We start from the raw sequence: 14447 nt of genomic DNA, 5'->3' as shown, positions 1-14447 counted from the left end.
TCAGTGAGGGTCGCGGTCACCGGGGCCGGCGGGGTACTGGGCCGTGGCCTGGCCTCCCGATTGCTCAGCCAGGGCCACGAAGTCGTCGGGATTTCGCGCCGGCGGCCCGACAGCTGGCCGAGTCAGGCGGACTTCGTTGCCGGCGATATCCGCGACGCGGCCGCGGTCCGGCGCGCGATCACGGGCGCGGACGTGGTCGCCCACTGCGCATGGGCCAGGAACCCGGGTCCGGACGGCCGGATCAGCCAGCAGATCAACATCGACGGAACCCGCAACGTCTTGGATGCGATGGCAGCCTGCGGTACCGGCCGCATCGTGTTCACCAGCTCCCCCCACGTCTACCGGCCGGGTCTGCCGATGCCGGCCACCGAACACGGTGCGGTGGCGCCAGCTTCGGCCGAGGGGCGGCACAAGGCGGACGTCGAGCAGATGCTGCAGGAGTCCGGTGCGCAATGGGTTGCCGTGCGTTCGGCGCTCATCGTCGGGCGCAACATCGACAACTGGGTGCGCCGGTTGTTTGCTCTGCCGGCGTTCCCCGACGGTTCGGCAGATGACGTACTGCAGGTGGTGCACCTCGACGACGTACTTCGGCTGCTGACGCGCGCGGTATCGGACGTCGGTGCGGGCACCGGTCCGGTCAATCTGGCCGCCCCGGGGCTGCCCACGTTGCGCGAGATCGCCACGGCACTGCGACGCCCCATCCTGCCGGTCGGCGCGGCGCTTCGCCGCCTTGGGTCGGTCGCCGAATTCCAATTGGTGCATGCCGTTCCCGTGATGGACACCGCGCGGCTGCACGATGAATGGAAGTTCCAGCCGGCCTTCACCGCCGAGGAGTCCGTCGAGGACTTCGCGCTGGCCGTGCGTGGCCGAGTCTCGTTGGGCAGACGGGTGGTATCGCTGCCCTGGCGACTCGCCAACATCCAGGACCTGCCCGCCGTCGACGCTCCCGCGCAAGACGGTGTGGTTCCCCGGCTGGCGGGCCCGGAAGGCGTCAACGGGGAGTTCGACACACCTATCGATCCGCGTTTCCCGACGTTTCTGGCCACCAATCTGTCCGAAGCGTTGCCCGGTCCGTTCTCGCCCTCATCGGCATCGGTCACCGTGCGTGGCCTGCGTGCGGGCGGCGTCGGTATTGCCGAACGGTTGCGGCCAGGTGGAGTGATTCAGCGCGAGATCGCAATGCGCACCGTCGCGGTGTTCGCCCACCGGCTTTACGGCGCCATTACATCGGCGCACTTCATGGCCGAGACAGTGCCATTCGCCAAGCCGGCGATGATCGTCAGCAACAGCGGGTTCTTCGGCCCGAGCATGGGCTCGCTGCCAATCTTCGGCGAGGAACGCCCACCGTCAGAATCCAGCTTCGTGCGCCGGCAACTGCGCACCGTCCGCAATATCGGCGTCTTCGGCGTCAACCTGGTCGGCCTGAGCGCCGGTTCGGCCTTGGACACCAACGATTTCATCGCCGATGTCGACCGCCTGGAACAGCTTGCCGGGGGCGATGTCACCACGCTTGACGATCGGCGCCTGCTGAGCCTGATTCTGCTGGCCCGCGACCACGTGGTGCACGGCTGGGTGCTGGCTTCGGGTTCCTTCATGCTCTGTGCCGCATTCAACGTGCTGTTGCGCGCCGTGAGCGGCCGCGACACCGCCCCGGCCGCGGGGCCCGAACTGGTCAGCGCCCGTTCGGTGGAAGCGGTACAGCGCCTGGTGGCCGCGGCGCGCCACGACGAAGCCGTGATTCGGCTGCTGTCCGAACCCGGGGACCGCCTCGGCAAGCTGGCGGTGGCGGCGCCGCACTTCTACGACGCAGTGCGCCAAGAGCTTTCGCTGATTGGGCACCGCGGTCCGGCGGAAGTCGAGATGATGTCGACCAGCTACGCCGACAACCCGGAATTGTTGGTCGGCATGGTGGCCAAGACATTGAGCACCTCCTCGGTGCCGCAGCCGCCGCAGCCGTCGATTCCCTTGCAGGCCAAGCCGATTGCGGTGCTGGCCGCACGTCAACTGCGTGACCGGGAAGCGCGCCGAGACAAGATGGTTCGCGCGATCTGGGTGCTGCGCGCCCTGCTGCGCGAGCATGGGCGCCGGCTGGCCGAGGCCGGTGTGCTGCACGCCCCCGACGATGTCTTCTACCTCTTGGTCGACGAACTCGACGCACTGCCCGCGGACGTGGCCGAGTTGGTGGCCCGCCGCCGCGCAGAACAACGCAGGCTGACCGCCGTCGTCCCACCCACGGTGTTCAGTGGGAAGTGGGAGCCGTCGACCGCCTCGGCGGCGGCGCTAACGGCCGGGGGCAGCTTGCGCGGAGTCGGCGTCTGCGGCGGACGGGTGCGTGGCCGGGTGCGGATCGTGCGTCCGGAGACCATCGACGAACTAGAGCCGGGCGAAATTCTGGTCGCCGAGGTCACCGACGTCGGCTACACGGCTGCCTTCTGCTACGCGGCGGCCGTCGTCACCGAATTGGGTGGCCCGATGTCGCATGCGGCTGTGGTGGCCCGCGAGTTCGGGTTTCCCTGTGTGGTGGACGCCCAGGGTGCCACCCGGTTCTTGCCGCCGGGCGCGCTCATCGAGGTCGACGGCACCACCGGGGAGATCCAAGTGCTCGAACTGGCGGCCGAGGGCGATTCATCGGTTACGCAGAGCGATCCCGCTGATTTGGGCTAGGCGGCGAGTTAGTAGTCCACTGAAATCACCCGGGCGCTAACCCGCAGCCCCTCCTCGCGCCAGAGCTCGCGGATGCGCTCGTTGTTGACCCGCCAGCCGGCCCGGCGGGCCATGCGTTGAAGCCCCTCGGGCACGCGAGCTGCTAAATGCCCGCCTGGGCGTAGACGTTCTTGTGGATGGTTTCGCAGATTTCCTCGAGGGGTAGGTCGTTCGCGTCATTCGCGAAGGGGCTTTCGATCTCGACGGCGATTTCCTCGATGCCGAAGAACGTGTAGGCGATGATCAGGACGTCGACAATGGTGGTCCAGCCGAAGGTCTCGACCATGGCGAAGGGAAGGGTGAAGCAATAAAGTACAAGCGCCCGGCGCAGGTGAACGGCGTAGGCGAAGGGCATGGGCGTCTTGCGAATTCGTTCGCAGCCGCCGAGATAGTCGACCAGGAGCTGAATGTTCTGGTCCATCGACGTGAGCATGATGTCAGAGATCAGGCCGCGCTCGCGCGCCTCCCGGAGGCAATCGGACATGTTGCCGGCGACAGCGAGAGCGGGATGCTGGGCGTCGAGCGCCTCCTGCGCCTCGGCGGGCGGAAGTTCGGTGATTTGTGGCCCGAGGCCTTCGGTACCGCGCAGACGGTGCATGCAAGCCCAGGCAAAGGTGGCTGTCCATCGGGTGAGCCGGGCCACCAGCGCCGAATCCCCCTTCATATATACGCTGGCGCTCCGGACGAGGTTCCGTGTTTCATTCACGATGCCTCCCCAGAGTTTGCGCCCCTCCCAGAAGCGGTCATAGCTGGAATTGGTGCGGAAAACCAGAAGGAGACCGAGAGCGAGGCCCATCAGGGTGTGCAGCTGGAACGGCATGCCGACCGGAGCGACATAGTTGTGAAAGGCGACAACTGCCGCCGACCACGCGACACATAGGGAGACCCGACCGCTGATCTCCCGGACCAGCGAGCCGCGGATGTCAAAAAAGTGGTCCAGCCATTTGTGCGAGTCGTATTCGATCATGATCTACTTCGCGTAGTTGGGATAGACGGGCTCTGCAGGCGCGGGCGCGGGGGTTCTTCGTGAGGGCATCCATGGCGACGGTTACGGCGCACTCCAACCGCGGATCATGCCCCTATCGCACCGCCGCCGGATGCTTCCAGATTTCGATGTCTGGCGCAACACTTTGCTTCCGCGTCGGCGGCGCCGGACGTGTTGCGGAAGTCGAGGTTGGGAGCGGTGAGCGAACCGCCATCCTGAGCGGCGGAAATCCGACGATGCCCACCGGCCCGCCTCAGGTGCGGGTGCCGACCAACGGGGCCACCTTGTGGAAGCGGAAGCAATTCGGCATGGCATCGCCGCCGGATCCCCGCACCCAGACTGCGCAAATCAGGTGACGACGTCAACCGTAGCTGGCCGATGCGGGCGAGACCGCGAGGTGAAATGTGTTGATATGTCTACAAACCCGCCACAGTCGGGCAAGTCGTCGGCCCCACCGCGTCGCCCGCCAAGGAGGGGCTACCTTTCCATTGCACTGGCAATTGCCGAGGCGGCACGGGCGACAGGCACGCCTCAGCAGCTGAACGCGGCGCCCACACCGTCGGGTGGCGGCACCGACCGCAGGCAACCGAACGGCTCGACGCCGGCGCTGCTGAGCTCAATGGCGGACTGATGGGCGTAGTTGACGCAAAAAACGCCGGCCTGATCGGCGCGGCAGCGGTAGTCGCCGAACGACAGGGAATCGCCGTTGGCCAACTCGGGCCCGTTGCCGTTGGTGAATGGTCCCGGGTCGCCTCGGGAGGCCCCGACCCGCAAGTTGGTGCCGTCAAAATCGACCCAGCCGCCCTTCCATTCGCCGTAGGCGGTGGGGGGTGGGGGAGATGGGTTGGTCAGGCTGACCAGGCAGGCCATCGCGTCACCGGTGTGCTTGGTGTCGGTCAGGCAGGACACTTTGCCGCCTTGGGCGCTGAATGCGACATCGTCGCCGAGCTCGGTGGTGACATCCTCTCGCGTCACACTGTGATATCGCGCCGGATCAGCGGCGTGACCAGCCTCTATCCAGGCAATGACCTCGGAGACCGGCGCCCCGGCCGACGGCACCTTCGACGCTGCGGGAAGTTTGCTAGTCGAGGAAGGAACGCTACTGCTCGGCGTCGCCGGGGTGCTGGTCTGCGAACGACCCGAGTCGCTGTCGACGTCATGTGCGCACCCGGCAACCAGTAACGGTACTGCGACTAGCGCGGCGATTCGCATCCCGTCAGGCTAGCCGCCCTGAGGGGATTTCAAGTGGTACGCACGCCGTGTGCGTTTCGGGTCCGCTAACGTCGGGTTATGCATGAGCGCACCGTCCGCGCCCGCACGGCCACCGGCATCGTTGAAGGCTTCACTCGCGACGGCGTGCACCGCTGGCGGTCCATCCCCTACGCGCGGGCTCCGATCGGCCCGCTCCGGTTCCGCGCGCCGCGGCCCCCGCAGCCCTGGTCGGGTGTCCGCCACTGTCATGGGTTCACTCACTGCTCGCCTCAGCAGCGCCGCTACACCATGCTCGGCCTGGGCAAATACCAGCCGATGAGTGAAGACTGCCTGACCCTCAACGTCGTCGCACCCGAAGCCCCCTCGCATCGACCGCTGCCGGTCATGGTCTTCATCCACGGTGGGGGCTACATCCTGGGCAGCTCGGCGACTCCGATATATGACGGCGCGGCACTGGCGAGGCGAGGCTGCGTCTATGTTTCGGTCAATTATCGGCTGGGCGCGCTCGGGTGTCTGGATCTGTCTTCGCTGTCGACACCGGACATCGCCATCGACGGCAACCTGTACCTGCGCGACCTGGTGATGGCATTGCAGTGGATTCAGGACAACATCGCGGAGTTCGGTGGTGATCCGGACAACGTCACCATCTTCGGGGAAAGCGCGGGCGCGCATATCACCGCCACGCTGCTGGCGGTTCCGGCGGCCAAAGGTCTTTTCGCCCGGGCGATCTCGGAGAGTCCGGCCGCCGGTATGGTGCGTCCCCGGGAAATCGCGGCCGAATTCGCGACACGCTTTGCCCAACTGCTCGGCGCGCGCAAGCACGACGCCGCCAGCGCGCTGATGCGGGCGAGCGCGGCCCAACTGGTGCAAACCCAGCACCGGCTGATCGATCAGGGCATGCAGAAACGCTTGGGCGCCTTCCCAATCGGCCCCACCTTCGGTGATGACTGCCTGCCGCTGGACCCCGTCGAGGCCATGCGCGCCGGGCAATCACACAAAGTGCCGCTCATCGTCGGCACCAACGCCGACGAGGGCCGCCTGTTCACCCGGTTCCTCAAAATGCTGCCGACCAACAAGGCGATGATCGACGAGTTGCTCGCCGACACCGAACCGGCCACCCGTGAACGCATCACCGCGGCCTACCCGAACTATCCGGAGTCCGCTGCCTGCATCCAGCTGGGCGGTGATTTCGCATTCAACGCCGCGGCCTGGCAGATCGCCGAAGCCCAAGGAGCGCACGCTCCCACGTACCTCTATCGCTATGACTACGCGCCACGGACATTGCGCTGGTCCGGGTTCGGGGCCACGCATACGACCGAGTTGTTCGCCGTCTTCGACATCTATCGAACCAGGTTCGGCGCGCTACTGACCGCCGCCGCCGACCGCAGACACGCGCTGCGGGTCAGCGACGAGGTGATCCGGCGCTGGCGCTCGTTCAGCCAGACCGGTACGCCCGGCGAGGACTGGCCGGCCTACACGCACACGCGTCGTGCGGTCATGGTGATCGACCGCAAGAGTCGCGTCGAGATCGATCCGCACCAGCATCGCAGGCTGGCGTGGGACGGCTTCTCGCTGGCGCGGTGAACGTCATGAACGACGAGGGCGACCAGAACGCGGGCATCATCGAAGAACCCGGCGACCTCACCGCGTCGTGGCTGACCGAAAAGATCGGCGCCGGGGACGTCACCGAATTCACCGTCGAGCGGATCGGCACCGGCCAGATGAGCGAGTGCTACCGCGTCCAGCTCACCTACGCGGTGCCCGGCGGTCCGTCATCGGTGGTGCTCAAGGTCGCGGCCACCGATCCGATGAGCCGCCAGACCGGCCAGGCGCTGGGGCTCTACGAACGCGAAGTTCGCTTCTACGCCGAAGTGGCGCCGCGTCTGGGTGGGCCGATAGCGCCGTGCTATCACGCCGCCGTCGACGCCCAAACGGGCGCATTCGACCTGTTGCTCGGTGATGCGGGGCCAGCGCTGGTCGGCGACGAGATTGCCGGTGCCACGGTCGCACAGGCGCAGCTCGCGGTCAGTCAGCTGGGGCGGCTGCACGCTCCGCTGCTCGGTGACGCGGCACTGGCCGAAGCGCCATGGCTCAACCGTGATTCGCCGCTGAACCAAGCCATGGTCAACGGGCTGTACGCGGGGTTCCTCGACCGCTACGGCGAGCAGATCGACCCACGAAGTCGCATGGTGTGTGAACGGTTGGTGGCGGCGTTCGACGGCTACCTGGCTCAGGAGTCCTCCCGAGGCGCAATCCAGGGCTTGGTGCACGGTGACTACCGTTTGGACAACCTGCTTTTCGGCGCCGCCGGTGCCGAGCGGCCGTTGACAGTGGTGGACTGGCAGACCGTATCTTGGGGCCCGGCTCTGACAGATCTGGCCTACTTCCTGGGCTGTGCCCTGCAGCCGAACGAGCGGCGCGCGCACTACGACGACCTGCTGCGGACCTATCACGATGCGTTGGGCCCGCAAGCGCCGATCACGCTCGAGCAAGTCGCCGACGAGGTACGGCGGCAGAGCTTTTTCGGCGTGATGATGGCGATCGTGTCATCGATGCTGGTGGAACGGACCGACCGGGGCGATCGGCTGTTCATGACGATGCTGCACCGCCACTGCGAACACGTTCTGGACACCGACGCCCTGGCCACGCTGCCGGATGCGGCACCGCCGGAACCGTTGTGCCCGGGTGAGCAAGACGAAATGGCGCACGAGCCCACCGATGAGCCGCTCTGGAGTGAAAGCTGGTACGCCGATTTCGTTGATGCCGCACAGGGGTTGGGCGGCTGGTTTCGTCTCGGCCGAATAGCGAACCAGCAGAAGGCGTGGGTACACGCGTTGCTGTGCGGGCCCGACATGGCGACCGTGGCGGTTGCCGACATCGAGGTTGCGCTGCCCGATGACCCGTGGGCGGTGCGAACCGGTGATATCGAGCTGCGCCACCATGCCACGGCACCGCTGCAGACCTATGCGGTGCAGCTGCGGGCGCGAGGCCAGGCATACGAGGACCCGTCAGCGTTGCTGCGCGGGGAGCCCGGGGATCCGGTCGAGGTAACGATGAACCTGGTCTGGACAACCAACGGAGTCCCTTACCGATACCGGCTGACGTCGCGTTACGAGATCCCTTGCACGGTAGCGGGTACCGTGACCGTCGACGGGACGCACTATCGCGTCGATGCGGTCCCCGGACAGCGTGACCATTCCTGGGGCGTGCGCGACTGGTGGAGCATGGACTGGATGTGGAGTGCGCTGCATCTCGACGACGGAACCCACCTGCATGGGGTGAACATCCAGCTCCCGGGCACTCCCGCCTTCAGCGTCGGCTATGTTCAGGATTCCGGCGGGAACCTCACCGAGCTGCAGGCCGTGAACTTTCGGGAAGCCTTCGGCAGCAACGGCTTACCGCAGAACACGACGTTGATTCTGAAACCGGGTGATATCACGGCGAATATCGACGTACGTGCCCACGCGCCGGTACGCCTGAATGCTTCCGACTGGCGCGTGAGCCATTTCCCGCGCGCGTGGGTCGCTGTGGTCACCACGGATGGTCGCAGCGGCGTCGGGTGGATGGAATGGAACCGCAACCAGGTGTGAGCGTTCACCCGTCGCCAAAGCCGTCACCGATCGTGGTGATGGGTGTCTGCGGGGCAGGAAAGACGACGGTAGCGGCGGCGCTGTCACAGCGGTTTGGGGTGCCGTTCATGGAGGCCGACACCTTGCACCCGCAAGCGAACGTCACGAAGATGGCCGCCGGCAAACCCCTTGACGACGATGATCGCCGCCCCTGGTTGCGGCGGGTCGGGCGCTGGTTGGCCGACCATCCCGGCGGGGGCGTGATCAGTTGTTCGGCGCTGGCGCGCCGGTACCGCGACACGCTGCGGGAGAACTGTCCGCAGGTTGCGTTTCTGCATCTGAGCGGTTCCGCAGAACTGATCGGCCGCCGTTTGGCCGCCAGGTCCGATCACTTCATGCCGGCCACCCTGCTGCGCTCCCAACTGGACACATTGGAGCCGCTCGGTGACGACGAGCGAGGTGTAACCGTGGACATCGACGGTGTGGGCGGCGATGTCGATTCGATCGTCGAGGCGTTCCTGGCCAGTGGCTAGTGCCGACGGCCCCTAACCGGGGCCTCGACCCGCGCACGCGCGGTGTCGGCGAGGTGGGTGCCTTGGTGGCGTGCGGTCTCGGCAAGTTCAGCCCCGCGAACGCGGGCGCTGTGGGCCAGGCGCTCGCCCCGCCTGCGTGCCGCCTCGGCCAGCGGGGCGCCTTTCTCCGCTGCGGTGCTGGCCAGCTCGCGGCCGCGTTCCAGCGCGGCTTCCGCATAGGGGGCGCTCTTCTCCGCTGCGGTGCTGGCCAGCTCGCGGCCGCGCTCGGCTCCCGCCTGTATGCCATGCACGATCTTGTCGCCCAACTCGGACTCCAGCCGCACGTCGTCAGACCCCGGTAGAGCCGAAGACACCGCGCCGGACAGCTGCTCTGCGGCCCGCCGGCCCCGCCAGGCCAATGACGGCCTGCCCGCGGTATCGGCGGACGCGATGATCAGTCCGCCGAGCAGGCTTACGTCGGTGAGAAACTCCCGTCGCTTCTGGGCTTTGCGGTCCGGGTCTGGCTCGTTCCAAAACATGTGGGCGCCAAGGCTTCCCGGTACCACGGTCAATGCCAGCGCAGCGGAGGCCAGGCGCGGCAACCGGCCCGTCGCCAGGAGCAGACCACCGCCGATCTGCACGGCGGCGTTGATCTGGGCGACGGTTTCGGGATCCGCCGGAACTCTGCTGCCCATCGGTTCCGGCAGGGTACGCAAACCCGCCACCGCGGGTGCGGCGGCCTGCGCCGCCGGCTTGGGGTTCAACAGCGACTCGACGCCCTGGCCGATGAACGCCGCCGACAGCATGGGTCGTGCGATTCTGCGGATCAACATGACTCTCGTATTACCCGCTGCGCCGGCGAACAAACCCACGGCCGGTTTGTCCCGCCGCGCGGTGACCACGTCCCGCTGGCGATATGGTGGACGCTGTGCGAGCGTTGATCATCGTCGATCTGCAGAACGATTTCTGCGCCGGCGGCGCGCTGCCAGTGCACAACGCTGACCTCGTGGCACGCGCGATCAACGACTATCTGGCTGGTGGCCCCGGATATGACCGGGTGGTGGCCACCCAGGACTTTCACATCGATCCTGGTGCTCACTTCTCGGATTCCCCGGATTACTCATCGTCGTGGCCGCCGCACTGTCGTGCCGGCAGTACCGGCGCCCAGTTTTGTCCGGATCTGGACGTCGCCCCGATTGAGGAGGTGTTCCGAAAGGGCGCCTACTGCGCTGCCTACAGCGGATTCGAGGGCGTGGATCACCACGGCACGACGCTGGAGGACTGGCTGCGACAGCGAAGTATCGATGCGGTCGACGTGGTTGGCGTTGCCACCGACCACTGCGTGCGTCAGACCGCCGAAGGCGCGGTTCGGGCCGGCTTCGCTACCCGGGTGCTGCTGGACCTGACCGCGGGCATTTCGGCCGAGACAACCGAGGTGGCGCTGGCCGGGATGCGTACCGCCGGGGTCGCGTTGGTCGGGAGCCGGTAATGGCCCTACCCAAGCGCGACGATCTCCTGGCCGCCGTCGAGCGGTCGCCACGGGCCGCCGCGGCTCACGATCGCGCCGGCTGGGTGAGCCTGTTCACCAGCGACGGCCGCGTCGAAGACCCAGTGGGGTCGATGCCACACGTGGGGCATGAACAGATCGGCCGGTTCTTCGACACGTTCATCGGTCCACGAGACATCAAGTTCCACCGGGACCTCGACATCGTCTGCGGCACGGTGGTGCTGCGCGATGTCGAACTCGAGGTGGCAATGGCTGCGGGCGTCACGATGTTCGTCCCCGCCTTTCTTCGCTACGACCTGCGAAAGGCCAGCGACGAATGGAAGATCGCCGTGCTGCGGGCGTATTGGGACCTGCCGGCGATGATGCTGCAGTTCCTGCGCGGGGGAGCGCAGGTAGCCAAGCCCGCACTCATGCTCTCCCGGGGTTTACTGGGCAATCAGGGGTTGCGCGGGACCGCGGGTTTCATGACCGGATTCCGGCGGTCGGGTGCGCGTCACCAAGCGCTGGTGTCGACCTTCCTCGACGCCGTCGTTCGTGGCGACAGCCAGGCCGCAACGCGGACCCTATCGGACACGGCCACAATAACTTTGGGTGACGACGATGTGCTGGAGCTGGCTGAACTCATCGAGCAGCTTCGTCGGGCCACCTGGTCGAAGATGATCGGATCCGGATCCACCGTCACGGTGTCAGTTGTCACTGATCACGGGCGGGGCATCATGTTCGCCGAGTTGCCCTGGCGAGGCAATGAAATCCACCGAGTCCGCTACTTCCCGAGCTGATCGCGGCCTATCCGGCGCAACGCGGGTACTAAGGACCTAGATACCGTCGGCGTTGGAGCCGGGGCCACCATCGGGAGCGAAATGTTCGACAAGCCGCTGCGGCGCCGGGAGCTGCTGCGGGGTGCTGGATTACTCACCGCAGCGGCCCTGGCACCGGTGGCGGCCGGTTGCGCTTCCGACGATGACGCCCTGACGTTCTTTTTCGCGGCGAATCCTGAGGAAGCGGACGCCCGGATCCGGGTTGTCGACGCGTTCGGGCGCAGTCATCCCGACATCAAGGTGCGGACGTTGTTGTCAGGTCCGGGGGCCTTGCAGCAGATATCGACGTTTTGTGCCGGCGGCAAGTGTCCGGATGTATTGATGGCGTGGGAATTGAGTTACGCCGAACTGGCCGATCGAGGCGTGTTCCTGGATCTGAACACCATGCTGGCGCGGGACCAGAAGTTCGCCGACGAGCTGGCCGCGGACAGCATCGGGGCACTGTATGACACCTTCGCCTACAACGGGGGTCAGTACGCGTTTCCCGAGCAGTGGTCGGGAAACTTCCTGTTCTACAACAGAGGGCTCTTCGCGGACGGCGGTGTGCCACCTCCGCCGACCAGCTGGGACCAGCCCTGGAGCTTCGCCGAGTTTCTGGACACGGCCCGCGCGCTCACCAAGCGCGACGGCGCGGGCCGGGTCACGCAGTGGGGATTTGTCGACACGTTTGTGCCGCCGCTTTCGGCCGGGCTGTTCGCGTTGAACAATGGCGTACCGTGGTCGACTCCGCGGATGAATCCGACCCACCTCAATTTTGACGACGACGCTTTCATCGAGGCCGTGCAGTTCTACGCGGACCTGTCCGCCAAGCACCAGGTGGCCCCCACCGCATCGGAGCTGCAGTCGATAGCCACCACCGACCTCTTCTCGTTGGGCAAGGCGGCGATGGCCCTGGGCGGCCATTGGCGATACCAGACCTTCGACCGCGCCGACGGGTTGGAGTTCGACGTCACCGCGTTGCCGTTGGGTCCCAACGGGCGCGCTGCGTGCTCCAACATCGGCGCCACCGGCCTGGCGATTGCGGCCAGCAGTGCACGCAAAGAACAAGCCTGGGAGTTCGTCAAGTTCGCCACCGGTCCGGCCGGGCAGGCGTTGATCGGCGAGACCGATCTGTTCGTCCCTGTGCTGGGGTCCGCGCTCAACTCGGCCGGGTTCGTCAAAGCCCACCGCAGGGTTGACAATCTGGCTGTGCTCACCGCGGGGCCGGGCCACTCACAGGGGCTACCGATCACACCGGCGTGGCCGAAGGTCCACGCCTTGATGGATCGCAACTTCGGCCCGGTTCTGCGCGGATCTCGGCCCGCGACATCGTTGATCGGCATGTCGCGGGCCCTTGACGAAGTGCTGCGCAGCCCATGACGTCCATCGACACGCGCAGCACGCCAGAACCTGGCGCCGAAACGGGCCGGTCGCGCCGCTGGCAACGCCGCTCGTGGGCCGGCCGCATGTTCGTGGCTCCAAATCTGGCGGCCGTTGCGATGTTCCTGTTGTTCCCGCTGGGATTCTCGCTCTACATGAGCCTTCAGAACTGGGACCTGTTCCGCGCTCCCACCTTTGTCGGTTTGCAGAACTTTGCCAAGCTGTTCACGTCTGACCCGTTGTTTCTGATCGCCCTGCGGAACTCGGTGGTCTACACCGCGGGAACCGTCGTGCCGACCGTTCTGATCAGCCTCGTGGTGGCTGCTGTGCTGAACCGAAAAGTGCCCGGAATCGGTGTCTTTCGGACAATCGTCTTCCTGCCGCTGGCCATCTCGTCGGTGGTGATGGCGGTCGTGTGGCAGTTCGTCTTCGATACCAACAACGGGCTACTCAACATCATCCTCGGCTGGATCGGAGTCGGTCCCGTCCCGTGGTTGATCGAACCCAGATGGGCCATGGTCTCGCTGTGTCTGGTCAGCGTGTGGCGAAGTGTCCCGTTCGCCACCGTCGTCTTGCTGGCCGCGATGCAGGGCGTCCCCGAGACCGTTTACGAGGCCGCCAAAATCGATGGCGCGGGCGAGATCAGGCAGTTCGTGTCCATCACGGTCCCGCTGATTCGTGGCGCAATGTCGTTCGTCGTTGTCATCTCGATCATTCACGCCTTCCAGGCGTTCGACCTCGTCTACGTCCTCACCGGTCCCAACGGCGGACCGGAAACGGGAACCTATGTGCTGGGCATCATGCTCTTTCAGCACGCCTTTTCGTTCCTGGAGTTCGGATATGCGTCCGCGCTGGCCTGGGTGATCTTTGCCATCTTGCTGGTGTTGACCGTGCTGCAGCTCCGGATCACCCGGCGACGGTCGTGGGAGGCGTCTAGTGGGCTCAGCTGACCGGGTGGTGCAGCGCAAGATTGTGCGTGCTGTCGCCCTCTATGCGGCGCTGATCGCGATCGCCTGGTGTGCTCTGTTTCCGATTCTGTGGGCCCTGTCCGGCTCACTGAAGAAGAGCGGTGAGGTCAGCGAGCCGAGATTGTTGCCGTCGGACCCACAGTGGTCCAACTACGCTGAGGTATTCACCTTGATGCCCTTCTGGCGAATGTTCTTCAACACCGTGCTCTATGCCGGTTGCGTCACCGCCGGGCAGATCTTCTTCTGCTCACTGGCCGGATATGCGTTTGCGCGACTCGAGTTTCGAGGCCGCGACACACTTTTCGTCCTCTACCTGGGCACCTTGATGGTGCCGCTCACCGTGACGGTGATTCCGCAGTTCATCCTGATGCGAACGGTGGGCTTGGTGGACACGCCCTGGGCGATGATCGTGCCGGGACTGTTTGGTAGCGCGTTCGGGACCTATCTGATGCGCCAGTTCTTCCGGACGCTGCCGAGCGACTTGGAGGAGGCCGCGACTCTCGATGGTTGTTCGCCGTGGCAGATCTACTGGCGAATCCTGCTGCCGCACGCCCGGCCAGCGGTGATGGTGCTCGGTGTACTCACCTGGGTCAATGTGTGGAACGACTTCCTATGGCCCCTGTTGATGGTCCAGCGCGACAGCATCGCCACGTTAACCCTCGGTCTGGTGCGGATGCAGGGAGAGTACGTGGCTCGGTGGCCGGTACTGATGGCAACATCGATGCTGATTCTGTTGCCACTGGTGGTCGTCTACGCCGTCGCGCAACGCGCCTTCATCCGTGGTATCGCCGTGACTGGACTGGGCGGGTAACCC

At 65.9% G+C, this 14447-nt stretch carries 12 protein-coding genes and 1 pseudogene; 9 read left to right on the top strand and 4 right to left on the bottom strand.

Annotated features, from left to right (window positions below):
• The first annotated feature begins 3 nt into the window (after nt 1-3).
• A complete protein-coding gene (locus CCUG20998_RS14610; protein WP_020729255.1) occupies nt 4-2664 on the top strand; it encodes a sugar epimerase family protein in 2661 nt (886 codons plus the stop codon).
• 29 nt (nt 2665-2693) lie between these two features.
• Here the strand turns inward: CCUG20998_RS14610 and CCUG20998_RS29275 are convergent.
• The 3 genes and pseudogenes from CCUG20998_RS29275 to CCUG20998_RS14595 all read right to left on the bottom strand — a co-directional run.
• Nucleotides 2694-2879: pseudogene (locus CCUG20998_RS29275) on the bottom strand (hypothetical protein); the annotation flags it as partial.
• Entirely contained in the window at nt 2807-3670 is an 864-nt protein-coding gene (locus tag CCUG20998_RS14605) for a bestrophin family protein (protein WP_020729253.1), read from the bottom strand. The gene CCUG20998_RS14605 and the pseudogene CCUG20998_RS29275, both read right to left, overlap by 73 nt.
• Nucleotides 3671-4219: 549 nt before the next feature.
• Nucleotides 4220-4900: a hypothetical protein gene (locus CCUG20998_RS14595; RefSeq protein ID WP_036455709.1), complete on the bottom strand. Its 681-nt coding sequence runs from the start codon at nt 4898-4900 to the stop codon at nt 4220-4222.
• A gap of 78 nt (nt 4901-4978) precedes the next feature.
• On the opposite strand from CCUG20998_RS14595, the gene CCUG20998_RS14585 reads away from it, so the two are divergent.
• Genes CCUG20998_RS14585 through CCUG20998_RS14575 form a run of 3 tightly spaced genes read left to right on the top strand, consistent with a single transcriptional unit; the run spans nt 4979 to nt 9002 of the window.
• Nucleotides 4979-6484 (top strand): carboxylesterase/lipase family protein, encoded by a 1506-nt coding sequence (locus tag CCUG20998_RS14585; RefSeq protein WP_020729249.1) that lies wholly within the window; start codon nt 4979-4981, stop codon nt 6482-6484.
• A 5-nt stretch (nt 6485-6489) separates the two neighbouring features.
• Nucleotides 6490-8490 (top strand): DUF7064 domain-containing protein, encoded by a 2001-nt coding sequence (locus CCUG20998_RS14580; protein ID WP_020729248.1) that lies wholly within the window; start codon nt 6490-6492, stop codon nt 8488-8490.
• The gene (locus CCUG20998_RS14575) at nt 8487-9002 is read left to right on the top strand and encodes a gluconokinase (RefSeq protein ID WP_020729247.1); all 516 of its coding nucleotides are present in this window, start codon (nt 8487-8489) and stop codon (nt 9000-9002) included. The genes CCUG20998_RS14580 and CCUG20998_RS14575 overlap by 4 nt, the downstream gene beginning before the upstream one ends.
• Here the strand turns inward: CCUG20998_RS14575 and CCUG20998_RS14570 are convergent.
• Nucleotides 8999-9814: a DoxX family protein gene (locus tag CCUG20998_RS14570; protein WP_020729246.1), complete on the bottom strand. Its 816-nt coding sequence runs from the start codon at nt 9812-9814 to the stop codon at nt 8999-9001. The two genes, CCUG20998_RS14575 and CCUG20998_RS14570, sit on opposite strands and share 4 nt — an antisense overlap.
• A gap of 95 nt (nt 9815-9909) precedes the next feature.
• Between CCUG20998_RS14570 and CCUG20998_RS14565 the strand changes: the two genes are divergently transcribed.
• The 5 genes from CCUG20998_RS14565 (at nt 9910) to CCUG20998_RS14545 (ending at nt 14444) form a co-directional block, all read left to right on the top strand.
• Nucleotides 9910-10470 (top strand): isochorismatase family protein, encoded by a 561-nt coding sequence (locus CCUG20998_RS14565; RefSeq protein ID WP_020729245.1) that lies wholly within the window; start codon nt 9910-9912, stop codon nt 10468-10470.
• On the top strand, nt 10470-11267 hold the full coding sequence (locus tag CCUG20998_RS14560) for a ketosteroid isomerase family protein (protein WP_020729244.1): 798 nt from the start codon (nt 10470-10472) through the stop codon (nt 11265-11267). Before CCUG20998_RS14565 ends, CCUG20998_RS14560 begins: the two co-directional genes overlap by 1 nt.
• Nucleotides 11268-11348: 81 nt before the next feature.
• Nucleotides 11349-12665, top strand: coding sequence for an ABC transporter substrate-binding protein (locus CCUG20998_RS14555; RefSeq protein WP_020729243.1), 1317 nt, complete (start codon nt 11349-11351; stop codon nt 12663-12665).
• Complete coding sequence (locus tag CCUG20998_RS14550) at nt 12662-13615, top strand: carbohydrate ABC transporter permease (protein WP_036455708.1); 954 nt, start codon at nt 12662-12664, stop codon at nt 13613-13615. Before CCUG20998_RS14555 ends, CCUG20998_RS14550 begins: the two co-directional genes overlap by 4 nt.
• Complete coding sequence (locus CCUG20998_RS14545; protein WP_012394702.1) at nt 13602-14444, top strand: carbohydrate ABC transporter permease; 843 nt, start codon at nt 13602-13604, stop codon at nt 14442-14444. Before CCUG20998_RS14550 ends, CCUG20998_RS14545 begins: the two co-directional genes overlap by 14 nt.
• Nucleotides 14445-14447: the final 3 nt, after the last annotated feature.

This window comes from Mycobacterium marinum, assembly GCF_003391395.1.
Lineage (GTDB): Bacteria > Actinomycetota > Actinomycetes > Mycobacteriales > Mycobacteriaceae > Mycobacterium > Mycobacterium marinum.
This window is presented reverse-complemented; position numbering and strand designations above follow the sequence as displayed.